14 protein-coding genes and 1 pseudogene are annotated in these 17,178 nt (G+C 48.9%); 7 read left to right on the top strand and 8 right to left on the bottom strand.

Translation table 11 applies throughout. The features are described from left to right. Positions 1-7: 7 nt before the first annotated feature. The 4 genes and pseudogenes from AWQ22_RS12855 to AWQ22_RS12835 all read right to left on the bottom strand — a co-directional run bounded on the left by AWQ22_RS12855 (position 8) and on the right by AWQ22_RS12835 (position 4,085). A complete protein-coding gene (locus AWQ22_RS12855; protein WP_030007782.1) occupies positions 8-526 on the bottom strand; it encodes an adenine phosphoribosyltransferase in 519 nt (172 codons plus the stop codon). Between the two features lie 101 nt (positions 527-627). Further along, entirely contained in the window at positions 628-1,002 is a 375-nt protein-coding gene (locus tag AWQ22_RS12850) for a ferredoxin (protein WP_065711340.1), read from the bottom strand. Positions 1,003-1,022: 20 nt separating this feature from the next. Next, positions 1,023-2,417: pseudogene (locus AWQ22_RS17140) on the bottom strand (PIN-like domain-containing protein). Positions 2,418-2,507: 90 nt separating this feature from the next. Next, positions 2,508-4,085: an NAD(P)H-quinone oxidoreductase subunit N gene (locus tag AWQ22_RS12835; protein WP_065711337.1), complete on the bottom strand. Its 1,578-nt coding sequence runs from the start codon at positions 4,083-4,085 to the stop codon at positions 2,508-2,510. Positions 4,086-4,520: 435 nt separating this feature from the next. Between AWQ22_RS12835 and topA the strand changes: the two genes are divergently transcribed. Together topA and AWQ22_RS12825 are read left to right on the top strand one after the other, a co-directional pair. Beyond that, the gene (gene topA / locus AWQ22_RS12830; RefSeq protein WP_065711336.1) at positions 4,521-7,163 is read left to right on the top strand and encodes a type I DNA topoisomerase; all 2,643 of its coding nucleotides are present in this window, start codon (positions 4,521-4,523) and stop codon (positions 7,161-7,163) included. After that, entirely contained in the window at positions 7,160-8,728 is a 1,569-nt protein-coding gene (locus AWQ22_RS12825; RefSeq protein WP_065711335.1) for a glycosyltransferase family 39 protein, read from the top strand. Before topA ends, AWQ22_RS12825 begins: the two co-directional genes overlap by 4 nt. Before the next feature lie 48 nt (positions 8,729-8,776). On the opposite strand, the gene AWQ22_RS12820 is transcribed toward AWQ22_RS12825, so the two are convergent. The 3 genes from AWQ22_RS12820 to rnc form a co-directional block, all read right to left on the bottom strand. Beyond that, positions 8,777-9,166, bottom strand: coding sequence for a hypothetical protein (locus AWQ22_RS12820; RefSeq protein ID WP_030007777.1), 390 nt, complete (start codon positions 9,164-9,166; stop codon positions 8,777-8,779). Between the two features lie 35 nt (positions 9,167-9,201). Further along, positions 9,202-10,923 carry an AarF/ABC1/UbiB kinase family protein gene (locus AWQ22_RS12815; protein ID WP_065711334.1) on the bottom strand — a complete coding sequence of 574 codons (1,722 nt, stop codon included), beginning with the start codon at positions 10,921-10,923 and terminating at the stop codon, positions 9,202-9,204. A gap of 128 nt (positions 10,924-11,051) precedes the next feature. Further along, entirely contained in the window at positions 11,052-11,828 is a 777-nt protein-coding gene (gene rnc / locus AWQ22_RS12810; protein WP_065711333.1) for a ribonuclease III, read from the bottom strand. A 186-nt stretch (positions 11,829-12,014) separates the two neighbouring features. Between rnc and AWQ22_RS12805 the strand changes: the two genes are divergently transcribed. Both AWQ22_RS12805 and AWQ22_RS12800 read left to right on the top strand, forming a co-directional pair. After that, positions 12,015-13,199: an NAD(P)H-quinone oxidoreductase subunit H gene (locus AWQ22_RS12805; protein ID WP_012308136.1), complete on the top strand. Its 1,185-nt coding sequence runs from the start codon at positions 12,015-12,017 to the stop codon at positions 13,197-13,199. Positions 13,200-13,293: 94 nt separating this feature from the next. Continuing rightward, positions 13,294-13,929, top strand: a complete 636-nt coding sequence (locus AWQ22_RS12800; RefSeq protein WP_065711332.1) for an alpha/beta hydrolase — start codon at positions 13,294-13,296, stop codon at positions 13,927-13,929. Here AWQ22_RS12800 and AWQ22_RS12795 read toward each other — a convergent pair. Then, entirely contained in the window at positions 13,926-14,945 is a 1,020-nt protein-coding gene (locus AWQ22_RS12795; protein ID WP_065711331.1) for a DMT family transporter, read from the bottom strand. The two genes, AWQ22_RS12800 and AWQ22_RS12795, sit on opposite strands and share 4 nt — an antisense overlap. 242 nt (positions 14,946-15,187) lie before the next feature. Between AWQ22_RS12795 and sppA the strand changes: the two genes are divergently transcribed. From sppA to AWQ22_RS12780, 3 genes are all read left to right on the top strand, one after another. Next, positions 15,188-16,006 carry a signal peptide peptidase SppA gene (gene sppA / locus AWQ22_RS12790; protein ID WP_065711330.1) on the top strand — a complete coding sequence of 273 codons (819 nt, stop codon included), beginning with the start codon at positions 15,188-15,190 and terminating at the stop codon, positions 16,004-16,006. 15 nt (positions 16,007-16,021) lie between these two features. Next, a complete protein-coding gene (aroH, locus tag AWQ22_RS12785) occupies positions 16,022-16,435 on the top strand; it encodes a chorismate mutase (RefSeq protein ID WP_065711329.1) in 414 nt (137 codons plus the stop codon). Between the two features lie 76 nt (positions 16,436-16,511). Next, entirely contained in the window at positions 16,512-17,069 is a 558-nt protein-coding gene (locus AWQ22_RS12780; protein WP_065711328.1) for a Uma2 family endonuclease, read from the top strand. The last annotated feature ends 109 nt before the right edge of the window (positions 17,070-17,178 follow it).

Here is a 17,178-nt window from a genome sequence, read left to right as displayed (position 1 = left end):
ATCCTGCCTAGTATTGTATGAGGGAAAGCACGGGGGCGTCTGGCAGGCGATCGCGGCCCTTAAGATCTAGGAGTTCGACGATAAACACAAAACCAATGATGTCACAGCCAATTTTTGTAAGCAGTTCTGCGGTGGCTTTGGCGGTACCCCCGGTGGCGATCAGGTCATCGACGATGACAATTTTGTCCCCAGACCCCACGGCATCCTGGTGAATTTCGAGGGTGTCGGTGCCGTATTCGAGTTCGTATTCGACGGTGTGGACGGCGGCGGGGAGTTTGCCGGGTTTACGCACGGGGACAAAACCAGCATTGAGGTTATAGGCGAGGGTCGGCCCAAAGATAAACCCCCTAGACTCCATCCCCACCACATGATCGGGTTTGAGGTTGGCTTCAAGGCAGAGTTGCACTAGGGCATCCATGGTGTAGCGCATACCTTCGGGGTGGTTGAGGAGGGTGGTAATGTCGCGGAAGAGAATGCCGGGCTTGGGGAAATCAGGGATGTCACGAATCAGGGATTTTAGATCCATAGTTTTTAGAGCGGTTTAAGGGGAATAAAAGGCGATCGCCCCTCATCTTAGCGAGTTCTGGCGCGTAAACATCACTGGCGGCCAGCTTATTTTCATGATTTTCAAAAGACTTCCGTGTGACTAGCCAAGAGCCAACATAGCCCGATCAGAAAGCCGAAAAAGGAAAAAAATAAAAAGAGAGCGGCGATCGCCCCATGATTGGGTTGGTGAAATTTGCCATAGAGCTTCTGTTTGACGGGTCGGTTTTGGCGCAAATGCTGTTTAACAATTGCTGGAATATCGGCTTGTTGTACATGGGCATACCACACCTCATCGGGCAGCACGCGCACCAGGGGGCCATTGCCACATTCCCCAAAACAACCAGCCTGTCGCACTTCAACATCCGCCGGAGTTTGGGCTTGGAAGGCGGCCAAAATCGCCGTTGAACCCTGTTTTGGACAAGTATGGTGACAACAAACAAGGATTGTTTTTTTCAATATTCACACCTTTGTTTTAATCAATCGTCAGACAAATTATCTTGTGAAATTTGTCCAGGATCAGGATGATTACGGATAGCAGTTATTGGACCGTTTAAAGAAGATTGTAAATCTAACAAAACAATCTGTTTAAGTATTTTCTTTTGTTGATCTTCAAGATTTTGATAATACGCTAGAGATTGTTGCAATTTTTCGGATAAGAGTGAAAGTTTAAGAGTTTTTTCAATTGCTTTTTGCGTAGAATTAAGTGATTCAAGTACTTTTTGATCAGAATTGAATAACCCAAGTGCCTCCAATACTTCTTGGGTAGGCTGAAGTCCTTTAATATTTTTTTGTGAAAGCTGAAAAGACTCAAGTATTTTATTCACACTTTTATTTGCCCGCTCTATATCAGCAAATGACCTTGACCCCAACCAATTATTAGGCTTCAAAAAATCTAAGCCCGGTAAATTATAATCAGCTTCTCTGTCTGAATACAGCAACGCAGATTTTTTTTCTTGTAGTTGTGAATTTTCAATATTTTCAATTTCGCTAATTGAAGAATCATTAATGTTTATACTTAATTTTTCTTTGGCCAATTCCAGAAAGCGTTGAGTCCGGTACATCCAGAAGAGCTGTCCAACTTCTTCATGAAATTCTTTTCGTAACTCGGTATGTGGGCCAACAATTTTTTCATTATTTCTTATCCACCAATCTTCTTTACTATCTCCTGTTATAAAAATCACAGAACATCGTTTTTCTTTTGCAAAATCCAAGATTTATTTCCAGAGAATTAAGTCACCATATTTTCTATCATCTTCCTTATTTTTATCTTTAAAGCCAGGAGGTTGTTCTCTTTCATATCGAGTCTCTCCTTCTTTATACAAATTCTCTAATATTTTCTGTTCGTAATTGAGCCCTACTTTTTCTTCAAACAGCTCAAGGAGAATAGGTAAAACAGAATCTTCATTTAAAGAATAAATCCGATGGCTTTCTTGGGTTTCAGCTATTCTTGAGCATATAGCATCACTTACTTGATTGACTTGTTTGTCATACTCATCAAGGCTTAGATCGAAGAATTCCTCTATTTCGGCATTGATAATCCTACCTGACTGCTTGAGTTTCTCTTGGAGGTCTTTTAACTTAAGCTGAGAACACTTCCAAGTTTCAATGGCTTCAAGTGCTGCATTAAATGAGTTTTTTCCTTCATTAAATATTTTCTCCCGACGATCTAAAAATTCATCAGCCACCTGATATGGTAACCAGATTCTATCTTTTAATTCTTGTAAGATTTTTATCAGATCATCGGTTGTTGAGGAAGATCCTCTGTACAGATCTAAAAGAAAGTTTGTATCAAAAATAAATATAGCCTCTCTCCAAAGATTATCATAATTTTCCTTTGACAGAGGCAACTTCCATTGGAATAATTCTTTCATAATTTTCAACGTATAGACTGTACTAAAAAGCCCCAATTTATATTGAAAACTGGAGCTAGAGAACTATATTAAATTGTAGAGTAAGAATTTCTAATCGGCGATCGCCACTCCAAGTATTTCACTTTCTACTTGGGCAACGACCTGTTCTGTGGGATGATTTGCCGCCTGCAACATTGGTGTACTGGTGACGGATTGATCCGCAATCACAAACAACGGATTCGAGAGAATTCCCGCCAAAGACGTGATAATCACCGACAGTACCAGACCCACTTGTAAAGGTTTCATCCCTACAGCCGTCCAGGTGACCGCTGGATAATTGCGCACAGAATCAGACATTTCCTGGGGTTCCTTGACCACCATCATCTTGATCACGCGGATGTAGTAGTAGATCGAAATCACACTGGTGATCAAACCCAACAGCACTAAGCCATAGAGGCCCGCTTGCCAACCTGCCCAGAATAGGTAAATTTTCCCGAAGAACCCAGCCAAGGGCGGAATGCCCCCAAGCGAGAGTAGGCAAACACTGAGGCCGAGGGTCAGTAACGGATCCTTTTGGTAAAGTCCTGCATACTCCGCGATTTGGTCTGTGCCCGTCCGGAGAGAGAAAAGAATCACACAGGTAAACGCACCCAGGTTCATGAACAAATACACCAGCAGATAGAAAATTACGCTGGAATAGCCCGCATCAGTCCCCGCAACGAGGCCAATCATCACAAAACCCGCCTGGGCAATGGAAGAATAGGCCAACATCCGCTTCATGCTGGTTTGCGCCAGGGCCACCACGTTCCCCAAGACCATACTGAGGATTGCCAAAGCTGTGAAAATGAAGTGCCATTCTTCGCTCACGGGGTTAAAAACCGTTACCAATAAACGAATCGCCAGGGCGAAACCAGCGGCCTTAGACCCCACCGAGAGAAACGCAACAACGGGGGTCGGAGAACCTTCGTAAACGTCAGGGGTCCATTGGTGGAAGGGCACCGCTGAAATCTTGAAGGCGATCCCGGCGATCGCAAAGACCAGGGCGATCGCCAACGCAAGAGACTGGCCCCCCTGGGGATCCGTAAATCCAAGGGCAATCTCACTGAGAATTGTCTTGCCACCCGATAGGCCGTAGAGCAAAGACACACCGTAGAGGAAAATCGCCGAACTCGCGGCCCCAATTAACAAATACTTGAGGGCGGCCTCATTGGAACGGGGGTCTCGCTTCATGTAGCCCGTCAGTAGATAAGACGAGATACTAAGCATTTCGAGGGAGACAAAAATCATCACCAACTCATTCGCCCCAGAGAGGAACATCCCCCCCAGGGTGGCCGTGAGCAAGATGCAGATAAATTCAGAGAGGGCGGTGCCGGAACGTTCCACATAGCGCACCGACATCATGATCGTGAAGGCCGTAGACAGGACAATGATGCCCCGGAATAAAATACTGAGGTTATCGCTGTTAAATGCCCCCAAAAAGGCAACGGGATGGGGATTATCCCAACCGAGGTACAAGGCGAATACTGACCCCAACAGTCCGGCGATCGCCGCGTAGGGAATCCAACCCGAACGAGCGCGTCCGACAATTAAATCCCCCACCAAAACAACGATGAGGGTCAAAATAACGATACTTTCCGGCAGAATTGCCCCAGTGTACAACTGGCTTGCCACAGTGCTTGAAAAATCCATCTTTGCTCTTCGGCTTAGTGAACCAACTTCCAGTGAACTACCCCACCACAGACGGGCAGAGCTTCCTGATTCGACAGCAATGGCCTCTAGATCTCAGTCGTTCTTTTGGTCTTACATTGCCTCCACAGGCAGGCGTCCGGGTTCCCCAGACCCAATACTTTTTCTTGCGACACGACCCGCTGGGCTTAAGTTTGCGCTGCGGGATGCAGTGGTCAAGATGTATCAACCCATGGTACGCCCCAAAGGACGGGGATTTCAACCCGTTGCCGTGCAACAAAACCTTAAAAACAGGGTAAACGCCTGAATTCTCAGTTCTATGCCGGAGACTTAGAAAAATTTAATCCTTGACGAAACAGGGGCTTATGGGCCATTGATTAGATATGTAAGGTATATCAGAAGCCTAAACACCTAAACCCTCACTTTTTTTGACAGCCCATGTCTACCCTTGTCATCGTTGAATCCCCGACCAAAGCCCGTACCATTCGGAACTATCTACCGAAGGGATATCATGTGACGGCATCCATGGGCCATATCCGCGATTTACCCTCCTCTGCCGAGGAAATCCCCAAGGAACAAAAAGGGCAGCCCTGGTCTCAGCTTGGGGTCAATGTGGAAAACAACTTCGCGCCCCTCTACATCGTGCCGAAGAAAAAGAAGAAAGTTGTCACCGAACTCAAGCAAGCCCTCAAAGAAGCCGATGAATTGATTCTGGCGACGGACGAAGACCGCGAAGGGGAAAGTATTAGCTGGCATTTGCTCGAAGTGCTCAAGCCCAAGGTGCCGATTAAACGGATGGTCTTCCATGAGATTACCCAAGAAGCCATCCAAAAAGCTTTAACTAATTGCCGGGAAATTGACGAAAACCTCGTCCATGCCCAGGAAACCCGCCGGATTTTAGACCGTTTAGTGGGCTACACCCTCTCGCCCTTACTCTGGCGCAAAATTGCTAAAGGTCTCTCGGCGGGACGAGTACAATCGGTGTCTGTACGCTTGTTGGTGCAACGGGAACGGGAACGGCAGGCCTTCCAATCAGCAAATTACTGGGATCTCAAGGCAGAACTGCTCCAGAAGAAATCAAAATTTGAGGCCAAGCTGATCACCCTCGGCGGCAAGAAATTAGCGTCTGGGAGTGACTTTGATGCGGCCACGGGGAAACTCAGCAAGGGTAAAAAAGTTGTCGTTCTCTCCCAAGCAGAGGCGATCGCCCTCAAGGAGCGTTTACAAGATCAACCTTGGACGGTCAGCAAAACCGAAGAAAAACCCAGTACCCGCCGCCCGTCGCCCCCCTTTACCACCTCCACTCTGCAACAGGAAGCCAACCGCAAACTCGGTATTTCGGCGCGGGATACCATGCGTACCGCCCAGAAGCTCTACGAAGAGGGCTACATTACCTACATGCGGACGGACTCGGTGCATCTTTCCGAGCAGGCGATCGCCGCAGCCCGTAGTTGCGTTGCAGAAAAATACGGCACAGAATATCTCAGCCCCAAGGTGCGCCAATACAAAACGAAAAGTAAAGGAGCCCAGGAAGCCCACGAAGCGATCCGGCCTGCGGGTAACAGCTTTCGTACGCCCCAGGAAACCGGCCTCAGTGGTCGAGAGTTAGCCCTCTATGACCTCATTTGGAAACGCACCGTCGCCTGTCAGATGGCCGATGCTCGTCTCACTCAACTGTCGGTCATTCTCAAGGTCGATGATGCCGAGTTCCGCTCTGCTGGTAAACGCATTGATTTTCCGGGTTTTTTCCGGGCCTATGTGGAAGGCTCTGATGATCCCGATGCTGCCCTCGAAAACCAAGAAGTGGTGCTCCCCGATCTCAAGGAAGGAGACCAACCCACCTGCAAAAAATTAGAAGAAGTCGATCACAATACTCAACCCCCGGCCCGTTATACCGAGGCCAGTTTGGTCAAAGCCCTCGAAAGTAAAGGCATTGGTCGCCCCAGCACCTACGCCACAATCATCGGCACTATCGTTGATCGCGGTTATGTGCAAATTCGCGATAAAGCCTTAACTCCCACCTTTACGGCCTTTGCGGTGACGGCCCTCCTGGAGGAACATTTCCCCAATCTGGTGGATACAGATTTCACCTCCCAAATGGAACAGACCCTCGATGAGATTGCCACCGGCAAAGCCCAATGGTTACCCTATCTAAAAAATTTCTACCTCGGAGATGATGGCCTGGGTACCCAAGTAAAAGTGCGCGAGGAAAATATTGATCCGGCCACTGCGAAGGCGATCGCCATCGAAAACCTCCCCGTGAAAGTCAAAATTGGTCGCTTTGGCCCCTACATTGAAGCTGCTAACGGCGAAGAAACGATCACTGCATCCCTACCAGCGGACTTAACCCCCGCCGATCTCGATCCGGAGCAGGTTGAAACAATCCTCAAACAAAAAACCGAAGGCCCCGAACAATTGGGGACGCACCCTCAAACAGGCGATCCTATCTATTTACTTGTGGGTAGCTATGGCCCCTACGTTCAACTGGGCGAAGTCACCGAAGAGAAGAAAAAGCCCAAGCGTGCTTCCCTTCCCAAAACCGTTAAGCCTGAAGAGCTCACCCTACAGATGGCGGTGGATCTGTTAGCATTACCGCGCCTATTGGGAGAACACCCCGAAACCAACAAACCCGTCAAAGTGGGTCTCGGTCGCTTTGGCCCCTATGTTGTCCACGACCAAGGGAAAGAAGGTAAAGATTATCGGTCTCTCAAAAAAGAAGACAATCTCTTTACGATCGATTTTGAACGGGCCATGGAACTATTAGCGCAACCAAAGCGTTCCCGTGGCCGGGGCAAAACAAAGACGCCCCTGAAGGAACTGGGGAAACATCCCGCTGATAACGAACCAGTCAATGTTTATGAAGGCCCCTATGGTATCTACGTGAATCACCTAAAAGTGAATGCAGGTTTGCCAGAAGGAGAAACCGTAGAAACAATTACCCTCGAAAAGGCCCTCGAACTAATCGCCGAAAAAGCGGGTAGCAAAGCAACGAAGAAGCGTTCGACGACAAAAAAGAAAACGACGACGAAAAAAACAACAGCAAAAAAAACCACCAGCCGTAAAACAAAAACTTCTTCATGAGCCACAGCAAGCGTCGGTGGGAAGATTGGAGCCAAACCCTTGGCGATCGCCAAATTATCTTAGGTTTAAGCCTAGCGGCCCTTTTTTTGTTTTGCCTGAATCTGGGAAATATGCCCCTCCGGGATTGGGATGAAGGCACCAGGGCACTGGTGGCGCGGGAAATTTTCCGTACTGGCAACTGGTTGCATCCCACCCAATTCGGCGATCCTTACCTGCTGAAACCCCCCTTAATGGATTGGCTCGTGGCCAGTAGCTATACCCTCGGTGGCGTGAATGAATGGACAAGTCGCTTACCGGGGGCTCTCGGCAGTGCCCTGGGAGTGCCTCTCCTCTACTGCCTCGGACGGCAATTATTCCAGGGGCGATCACCTACCCTGTGGAGTGCCTTGGTCTATCTCACCCTCTTGCCAGTGGTGCGCCATGGTCGTCTGCTGATGCTTGATGGTCTGGTTTTAACGGCCCTCATCTTCAGTCTCTGGTGTTTACTCAAGGTGCAAAAATCTCCCATCTGGGGACTGGGCTTCGGTCTGGGCTTGGGCATCATTACCTTTGTCAAGGGGTTATTAATGCTTCCCCTGGGGGCGATCGCCCTGTTGTTTGTGATTTGGGATCGTCGCTGGTTTGTTTTTAAAAATTCCTATATTTGGCTGGGGTTGGGTCTCGGCGCTTGCCCGGTGCTTCTCTGGTATGGGGCGCAAATTCAGCATTATGGTGCGACTTTTATTCAGGTCCATTTTTTCAACCAAGGGTTTGACCGGGTCGCCAGTACCGTTGAAAGTCACCAAGAGCCCCCCTGGTTTTATTTATTAGAAATAGCCAAATACACGGCCCCTTGGTTATTTTTTCTACCCCAAAGTTATCAATATCTTTGGCAGACCCGCCAAATATCCAGCAGCAAATTAATTTTGACGGGCAGCATCTTTTATCTGGGTTTAATTTCTGTGATGGGGACAAAATTGCCCTGGTATGTGATGCCGGTTTACCCGTTTTTGGCCCTTGCGCTGGGACATTACTTAGCGAAACTCTGGGATGCACCACCACGCAAGGCGATGTTTCTGCGGGGGCTATTTGGGTTGTTGGCGATCGCCGCTTTGGGGGGAGGTATTTATCTCTACTTCACAGATCCCCAGATTCCCTTAATTTTAATGGCCCTTACCCTAGGGGGGATGTTTGCCGTGACTACCTGGCTTTGGCCCCGGCCCCAGGCTCTTTATATTTTGGTGGGAGGAATGTATTGCGGTTTAGCTCTGCTGTTTTGCTCCCAGGCTTGGGTCTGGGAAATTAACGAAGTCTTTCCGGTCAAACCCATTGCCGCCATTATTCGGGCGGAAACCCCAGCCGATGCGATTATTTTCACCACCTTTGATTACAGTCGGCCCAGCTTAGATTTCTATGGCGATCGCCCTGTGCGTCCCCAGCCCCTCGAAGCGCCCGTTGGCGAGCAATATTGGCTCATTCACCAAAATCTGTTAACAGAACAACCGGCCCTAAAAGAAGCATTGCCTCCCTTGGAACTGCTGGGACGAGCCTCAGGATTTAACCTGGTGCATTTTTTCCCGGACTAAAGGAGGCGATTGAGCGATAATTCGGTTGTGTTGGGCGCTAAATTGGCCTTAAAAAATATTGAAAGAATCAACTTCTAGGGCTTTTGATCCACCTTCCCGGAGAATGGCAAAGACTCGCTCCAATTGTTTCCATAAAAGACCCACAGTGCCGATAGTTAAAGGTAAAGACAAGCTGTAGGCAAACCAAGCGGGGATAAAAAAGACTTCTAAACCACTGGCGAGAAAAATACTCATGCCCATACCAATGCCAAAGAGAGGCAGTTGTAAATCAATGGTGGATAACTGTTTGCGAATATCGTCGTTATTGGCAACAATCCCCCGTGCTTTGAGCTTCAGGGTACTCTGGAACGCAAAGCCGCTAGTTAGGGCAATAAACAAGCCAAGGCCCACCAACAAAAACGGCGGCTGGGGAATGTAATAGTAATAATATTCTTCCATGGATTTTTTAACAAAACTTTATTAACTAGCCTTCATTATGACCGAGATTGGGCGAAACTCGGCAAAACAGCCGTTAAACGCTCACCGGAAAATTGACGGAGGTTTGACCAGGCGGCCCCCAGTAATTTTTGGGGTTGAAATTCGTCTTTCAGGAGCGCCCAGAGTCGTTGTACTTCTTCGGTATGGAGGCGATCGTCTTCCGTTAAGGCCAGGAGGATCATCCGGCGAATTTCTGCACCCTCTTCGGACATTAGATATTGAAAACCCATTTGGGCCGTGGGTAAAATATCAAACTGATTATCTGCCTGGGCGATCGCCAACATATTTTCGAGGCGATGCCATTGGAATTTTCCGTCTTTAAAGAGTACTTCTAGGAGCTTGCGGCGTAGCTCTGGGGTTTCAGCGGTTAACAAACGCCGGGAAACATAAGGATAGGAAATTTCGACGATTTTGAAATCCGGATTCAAACTCAGGGCCAATCCCTCCTGGGTCACAAGGGAGCGGATAATCAGCGCAAACTTGGCCGGCACCCGGAACGGATATTCATACATCAGCGCCGAAAATTCATCGGTAATCGTCTTAAAATTAAAATCACCGACACTTTCCCCCACCGCTTTCCCTAATACTTTTTCTAGGGCCGGAATAATCGGACGGATATCTGTTTTAGGGGCGAGAAAACCCAATTCCACAAAATCCTTCGCCAGAGTTTGATAATCCTGATTAATCAGCTGGACAACGGAACTAGCAATGGTCTCTTTGGTGGTGTTATCCAACTGATCCATCATGCCGAAATCAATGTAGGCCATGCGTCCATCAAAGGTGGCAAACAGATTACCTGGGTGGGGATCAGCATGAAAGAAACCATGTTCTAACAATTGTCGCAGTCCCGTGGTTACGCCAATTTCAATAATTTTGTCAGGGTCTAGGCCAGCGGCACGGATGCGGTCTAATTCGTTGAGCTTATAACCTTGAATCCATTCCAGAGTGAGAAGGCGATGGCTTGTATATTCCCAATAAATGGCAGGGACTTTAACGGTGGGATCGTCGCGAAAATTAGCGGCAAATTTCTCGGCGTTGCAACCTTCGTTAATGTAATCAATTTCTTCAAAAAGCTTGGTGCCAAATTCATCAACAATTAACGTCAAGTCATGGCCCAAGTTGAGGGGAAGATAGGGGGCAAACAGGCTTGCCCCTAAACGCATCAGGTACAGATCAAGGGTCAGCAGCGGGAGTAATTTGGGACGTTGTACCTTAACGGCAACTTCTTCACCACTATACAAACGTGCCCGATAGACCTGGGCGAGGCTGGCTGCCGCGACGGGATGGGGGGAAATTTCTTGGTAAATGTCATCGACGGGACGACCGAGATCTTTTTCAATAATCGCAAAGGCAATCTCGTTATCAAAAGAAGGCAGTTGATCCTGGAGCTTGATTAATTCTTCGAGAAAGTCGGGACGAATCAAGTCCGGCCGGGTTGAAAGGGCTTGCCCCACTTTGATAAATGTCGGCCCTAAGCGGGTCAGAATTTCACGCAGTTCGTTAGCGCGACGGGCGCGGGTTTCGGGGTCTTCTTCGCGTTTACTATCTAGCCACAATTTGAAGGAAAACCACCCAAATAACCAAATAATCGTAAAGGCCCGCCATAGGGATTGCCAGGGTCGCCAACGGTAATGTTTGGCGATCGCCTTGGCGTCATAGCGGGTCAAGGTGGTAGAACCAAGTTTGTGGTCGGGGGCAACGGAAGGATACTGGGTCACAGTGGTTTCGCCGTCAATGAATTGTGTGGTTTTGTAAAGTAAATCACACTATATTGTATCGAAATTTTTCGCAGCGACACCAAACCAAGCCTGCATCGGGGATCAAGGACAGCCATTTTCTCGCCCAATTAAAGGGATTGGCGCGGGGTGATTTGGGTGGCAAGGGCTTGGAGGAGGGCAAAACGATCATCTGTTGCAGGTGGTTTAGGAGACGGCTCGGTGGGCACTGATGAAGAGGTTAATTTTTGTAAAGCAACCTGGGCTGCGGCTTTTTGGGCTTGCTTCTTCGAGGCCGCTTGACCCCGGCCCCATTCCTGTCCTTGGAGATAAACCGCCACCGTAAAAGTTTTTGCATGGTCGGCCCCGGATTCCTCTAGGGTTTTGTATTTCGGGATTTCACCGTGGTTTGCTAAGGCCCACTCTTGCAATTGGCCTTTGAAATTTTGGGCGAGGGAATTGCTTGGTTGTTGCACGAGGCGATCGGCCACGGGAATGACTAAGGTTTCGACAAAGGCGATCGCCGCTTCGATCCCCGCATCTAGAAAGTAAGCCCCGACGACCGCCTCAAAGGTATTACTTAAAATCTCTGGGTTTTGCCTGGCCCCTTCCTTTTCGGCCCCTTTGCCGAGGCGCAAGATCTGATCGAGACCCAAGGCCTGGGCAAATTCAGCGAGCTGGTGGCGATTATTTTCTAAACTGGCCCGCAACCGGCTCAGTTCCCCTTCCTGAAAGTCAGGATAACGCTCATACAGCAGCTTTCCCATGATGAACTTGAGCACCGCATCGCCTAAAAATTCCAGACGCTCATTGTCTTGGATTGTCTCTGGTTGTTCGTTGGCAAAGGAGCGGTGGGTCAACGCCTGTAACAGAAGAGGCGATCGCCGAAAAGTGGGCAAGCTTGTCATGGTTAAGCGAAACTTTATAATGTTCAGAGAGTAAATAAACCTAGCGTCAAACCATCTAAAAGCCAATCACTGCAACTCATAAGCAACGGTGATTCAGGAGATTGGAAAAACGCAATGCACAAACAAACCATCTCACCCCATCACCAGATTTAATTTAAATAAGCATAACGGAAGACCTGCGGATCCATGACAAGAATTGAAACTCGTACCGAACCTATGGTGATTAACATGGGGCCTCACCACCCCTCCATGCACGGCGTATTACGCTTGATCGTCACCCTTGACGGGGAAGACGTCGTTGATTGCGAACCCGTCATCGGCTATCTGCACCGGGGTATGGAAAAAATTGCCGAAAATCGCACCAATGTCATGTATGTCCCCTATGTGAGTCGTTGGGACTACGCCGCAGGGATGTTTAACGAAGCGATCACCGTTAATGCCCCCGAAAAACTCGCCGATATCGAAGTACCGAAGCGCGCCCAATATATCCGCGTGATCATGCTGGAGCTGAACCGCATTGCCAATCACCTTCTTTGGCTTGGCCCCTTCCTCGCGGATGTCGGTGCCCAGACGCCTTTCTTCTACATCTTCCGGGAACGGGAAATGATCTATGATCTGTGGGAAGCCGCCACCGGAATGCGCCTAATTAACAACAACTATTTCCGCATTGGTGGTGTAGCCGTCGATCTGCCCTATGGTTGGAACGATAAATGTTTAGATTTTTGCGATTATTTCGATCCCAAAGTTGATGAATACGAAAAACTAATCACCAATAACCCCATTTTCCGCCGCCGGGTAGAAGGGGTCGGCACGATCACCCGCGATGAAGCGATCAACTGGAGTCTGTCAGGGCCAATGTTACGGGCCTCTGGGGTGAAATGGGATCTCCGCAAGGTAGACCACTACGAATGCTACGACGATTTTGACTGGGATGTGCAGTGGGAAACTGCTGGGGACTGTTTTGCCCGTTATCTGGTGCGGATTCGGGAAATGCGCGAGTCAGTGAAAATTATTCGCCAAGCCCTGAAAGGAATGCCCGGCGGTGCCTACGAAAACCTCGAAGCCAAGCGGATGTTAGAAGGGAAAAAATCCGAATGGAACGACTTCGATTACCAATACATCGCGAAAAAAGTTGCGCCGACCTTTAAAATTCCTGACGGTGAACATTATGTCCGTCTCGAAAGTGGCAAAGGCGAAGTGGGAATTTTCATCCAGGGCAATAACAATGTGTTCCCCTGGCGCTGGAAAATTCGTTCGGCAGACTTCAATAACCTCCAAATTTTGCCCCACCTGCTAAAGGGCGTGAAAGTAGCGGACATTATGGCGATCCTCGGTAGCATTGACGTGATTATGGGTTCCGTTGACCGTTAATTGTTCTGAGTGAGAAATGTGAAAGAGGGCTATGGCGGCTCTCTTTTTTTGTTTGCGGTATTTAATGTTTTGAAAATTTGGAGAATAGAAAATTATGGCGATCGCCCCGTTAGAAAGTTTAGAATTTGCCAACTGCCCACCGGAGACCGCGCAATATTTGGTGGTGATGCTCCACGGTTGGGGGGCCAACTACCATGACCTCAAGCCCTTGGCCCGGATGCTGGATCTTCCCCACTGTCACTTTCTTTTCCCCAATGCACCTTTTCCCCATTTCCAAAGTCCCCAGGGGCGGGCTTGGTATGCCCTGGAACGGGAAGATTTTCAGGGTTTGCCAGAGGCGCGTGATCGCCTTTTTCAGTGGCTGCAAATCCTACCAGAAAATACGGGCATTCCTCCGGAACGAACCGCGATGATTGGCTTTTCCCAGGGAGGCGCGATGACCCTCGATGTCGGTTTACAGTTCAATTTCGCGGCCCTTTGTAGTTGCAGCGGCTATCTCCATTACGAACCCCAAAGACGGCCAGGGGATTTTTCGCCGACGTTACTAATCCACGGCACCCAAGATCCCGTGGTGCCGATCCAAGCAGCCCACCAAGCCAAAACCCAACTGGGTCAAGTGGGCGTTCCCCTCGACTATTTTGAATTTTCTGGGGGCCACGAAATTCCGGCGATCGCCTTAGCCCGAATATCCCAGTTTCTAAACCAGCATTTGCTTCAGAAAGAAACCTAATTTTGTTTACTGCTTTCGACGGGAATTTTACTGTCCTGGGGCGTGCCTACCCCTGCTACAGCTTCAGTTTGGGAAAACCAAGCGGCAATTTTTTCCCGTTGGTTAATTAAATAAATGCTCACCAGGGTCAAGCCCACACCGACCCATTGCAGGGGGCTTAATTTTTCGTTGAGGAGGACATTGCCGAAAATTAGAGCAAAAACAGGGGTGAGGAACGTCAGGGCGCTAAGACTGGTTAAATTCCCCTCGGACGCCAGGTAGAAAAATAAACTATAGGCGATCGCACTGCCAAAAATCGTGGCATAGGCCAAGGCCCACCAGCCCGACGTGCTAATAAATTGCCATTGCAGGGTTTCTAGTTGATCCGAAGCAATAAAGAGCGGAATCCCGCCGAGAATCATGTGCCAGCCCGTTGCCATCACCGGATCCGCATGGCGACTGACATAACGGATTAAAATCGTGCCCACTGCCATCGATAGGGAAGCTCCCAGCATCAACACTTCACCACTAATACCGAGGTTTTCCCACTGAAAAAAAGAAAGATCTCCCTGGAACAGCGCCAAAATCCACGCATCAGGAATGCCAATTAAGCTAATCCCCAAAATCCCGAAACCTAACCCTAGCCAACCCCAGAGGCCGATCACTTCCCCAAATAGCCAACTCGATAAAAGGGCCACGGCAAGGGGTTGCGAATCAATCATCACGGAACCCAATCCTGCTCCCGTTTTCACGAGTCCCTCTGCTAAAAAGCCTTGGAACATGAGGCCATCGACTAGGGCAAAAAGGCCAATCCAGAGCCAACCCTGCCAAGAAATGTGGCGATCGCGTCCCGATAGGAGTCCGAACAGCAACACCAATAATCCCGCTGGCACTAAGCGCACCCCTCCTAGAAAAAGAGGTGTGGTTTGGGGGATCACGCCCTTCATCGCGACCATGGCCGTACCCCACAGGAAAAAGGGTGCAATCAGTACCAAGGGAAATTGACTAAAGTTCGACTTCGAGAGATTGAGGGCCATAAATTCAGGGCAACTATAAAGACTCGCGGTAATGTGTAGTAATGTTAAGCATAGGGGAAATTTATAATTTTTGTTGTTCTTTCCCGTACAGTCCCCCCGCCACTGGCCCCCAAAACTTGCCCACTACCGCCGGAAAAACCACGGTAAAACCCAGCGGATCAGTTAGCATAGGGGATTAGTGCCCTCAACGTCTAATCTGCAGGGCCTGCTAACATTTCATTATTTATTTTTGACAAATCCCTATGGTGTGGCCGTTTCCTCCGAAAACCCGTAAACAAGTTGCGCGTATTGAAATCACCGGGGCGATCGCCGCTGATACCCGAAAACGAGTCCTAAAAGCCCTCGAAGAAGTCGAAGAGAAAAAATATCCGGCCCTGCTGTTGCGGATCGATTCCCCTGGGGGCACCGTGGGCGACTCCCAAGAAATTTATTACGCCCTCAAAAAACTCCAGGAAAAAACAAAGATTGTCGCCAGCTTCGGCAATATTTCGGCTTCCGGGGGCGTTTACATCGGCATGGGAGCGCAGCACATCGTTGCAAATCCGGGGACAATTACAGGCAGCATCGGCGTTATTTTGCGGGGCAATAACCTAGAGCGGCTTCTCGAAAAGGTTGGTGTCTCTTTTAAGGTGATTAAGTCTGGCCCCTACAAGGATATTTTGTCCTTTGACCGGGAGTTGACCGAAGCGGAAGAAAATATTCTCCAGGAAATGATCGATGTCAGCTACGGCCAATTTGTCAAAACCGTCGCCGAAGCCCGCAATCTGGATGTGGAAACAGTGAAAACCTTTGCCGATGGTCGCATTTTTACCGGAGAACAAGCGCAGGAGCTTGGTGTCGTTGATCGCCTCGGCACTGAAGAAGATGCACGTATTTGGGCCGCAAAATTAGCGGGCTTAGATCCAGATAAGGCAGAATGTCGCACCATTGAGGAACCCAAACCCCTGATTACTCGCCTTTTGAGTCGCAATCAACTGAGTTCGCCCGTGGGGAACGCCCTTAATTGGGTAGAATTTGAACTGGCAACGGCGGGACACCCCCTGTGGCTCTATCGACCCTAATTTCGAAAATTTTTGATGCTTGAGGCGGAGGAAACCAACGTGGACTGGAAGGTGCGGGCTATTCGAGGCGCAATTACAGCAACGGCCAATACCAAGGAGGCGATCGCCGATGCGGTGCGGGAACTACTCGATGACATTGAAGTCCGCAACCAACTAGACCCCGAAGAAATTATCAGTGTGGTGTTCACTGCCACTGCCGATTTGGACGCTATTTTTCCGGCGGCGATCGCCCGGCAACGGCCCAACTGGGATAATGTGCCCCTCCTCGATGTGCAGCAAATGGCTGTCCAAGGAAGCCTGGAGCGTTGTATTCGCGTCTTAATTCACCTCAATACCCCCAAACCCCAGGCGGAGATTTACCACTCTTACCTGCGCCACGCCCAAAACCTCCGCCCCGATTGGCACCTCGCCCAAATTGCGAGCCGTTAACGTTTAACGATGTCTGGAAAAACAGTCCAGTACAATGGGAAGCAATGAAGTTATTTCCCTAAAGAAACTTCCGCCCATGGTTGCCACCTCGACAAACCGTTATAGCTTTGAAGCGTATTGCCATGATGACGGCACCGATACCCGCTACGAACTTGAAGATGGCAATTTAGTTGCAATGACGCCCCCCACCTTTCGCCATATTTTACTTGCGGAAAAATTGGGCGATCGCCTGAAACAAGAAATCACGCGCTTAAATCTCCCCCTGTACTGCCTCCGGGAAACAGGGTTGCGGGTTGGTTACGCAAAATCACGGATTGCCGATTTGATGGTGGTTGATCAACAAAAGGTTGCCGCTGCGGTGGATCAAGCTGGCATCTATCAATCGACACCCAACTTGGTCGTGGAAATTGTCAATCCAGAGTCGGTGATTCGAGATTACCGTTATAAGCGCTCTGAATATGCGGCGATCGCCGTTCCGGAATATTGGCTCATTGATCCGAGCGCCGAAAAAATTACAATTCTGACTTTTAATGAAGGTCTATACGATGAAAGGATTTTCACACAAGAAGAGAAGCTGGTTTCAAAACAGTTTCCTGAATTGACCCTGACCCCACAGGATCTCTTTGCTCTCTGAGCTGTAATAACAATGCTTTTTCCTTGGTATCACCCTAACCGAGCACAGTAACTCAACCAGCCAAGGATAGAATAGAGGCTATTGATTTTTGTACGTTTCCTAAATAAAA

This window comes from Picosynechococcus sp. PCC 7117 (assembly GCF_001693275.1).
Taxonomy (GTDB): domain Bacteria; phylum Cyanobacteriota; class Cyanobacteriia; order Cyanobacteriales; family MRBY01; genus MRBY01.
Note: the sequence above shows the minus strand (reverse complement) of the source record. Positions and strands in the feature narration are given on the sequence as shown.

What these genes read in the sequence shown, in the direction of transcription:
- AWQ22_RS12855 (WP_030007782.1), bottom strand. Translation starts at nt 526, where the DNA reads ATGGATCTAAAATCCCTGATTCGTGACATCCCTGATTTCCCCAAGCCC.
- AWQ22_RS12835 (WP_065711337.1), bottom strand. Translation starts at nt 4,085, where the DNA reads ATGGATTTTTCAAGCACTGTGGCAAGCCAGTTGTACACTGGGGCAATT.
- topA (WP_065711336.1), top strand. Translation starts at nt 4,521, where the DNA reads ATGTCTACCCTTGTCATCGTTGAATCCCCGACCAAAGCCCGTACCATT.
- AWQ22_RS12825 (WP_065711335.1), top strand. Translation starts at nt 7,160, where the DNA reads ATGAGCCACAGCAAGCGTCGGTGGGAAGATTGGAGCCAAACCCTTGGC.
- AWQ22_RS12820 (WP_030007777.1), bottom strand. Translation starts at nt 9,166, where the DNA reads ATGGAAGAATATTATTACTATTACATTCCCCAGCCGCCGTTTTTGTTG.
- rnc (WP_065711333.1), bottom strand. Translation starts at nt 11,828, where the DNA reads ATGACAAGCTTGCCCACTTTTCGGCGATCGCCTCTTCTGTTACAGGCG.
- AWQ22_RS12805 (WP_012308136.1), top strand. Translation starts at nt 12,015, where the DNA reads ATGACAAGAATTGAAACTCGTACCGAACCTATGGTGATTAACATGGGG.
- AWQ22_RS12800 (WP_065711332.1), top strand. Translation starts at nt 13,294, where the DNA reads ATGGCGATCGCCCCGTTAGAAAGTTTAGAATTTGCCAACTGCCCACCG.
- AWQ22_RS12795 (WP_065711331.1), bottom strand. Translation starts at nt 14,945, where the DNA reads ATGGCCCTCAATCTCTCGAAGTCGAACTTTAGTCAATTTCCCTTGGTA.
- sppA (WP_065711330.1), top strand. Translation starts at nt 15,188, where the DNA reads ATGGTGTGGCCGTTTCCTCCGAAAACCCGTAAACAAGTTGCGCGTATT.
- aroH (WP_065711329.1), top strand. Translation starts at nt 16,022, where the DNA reads ATGCTTGAGGCGGAGGAAACCAACGTGGACTGGAAGGTGCGGGCTATT.
- AWQ22_RS12780 (WP_065711328.1), top strand. Translation starts at nt 16,512, where the DNA reads ATGGTTGCCACCTCGACAAACCGTTATAGCTTTGAAGCGTATTGCCAT.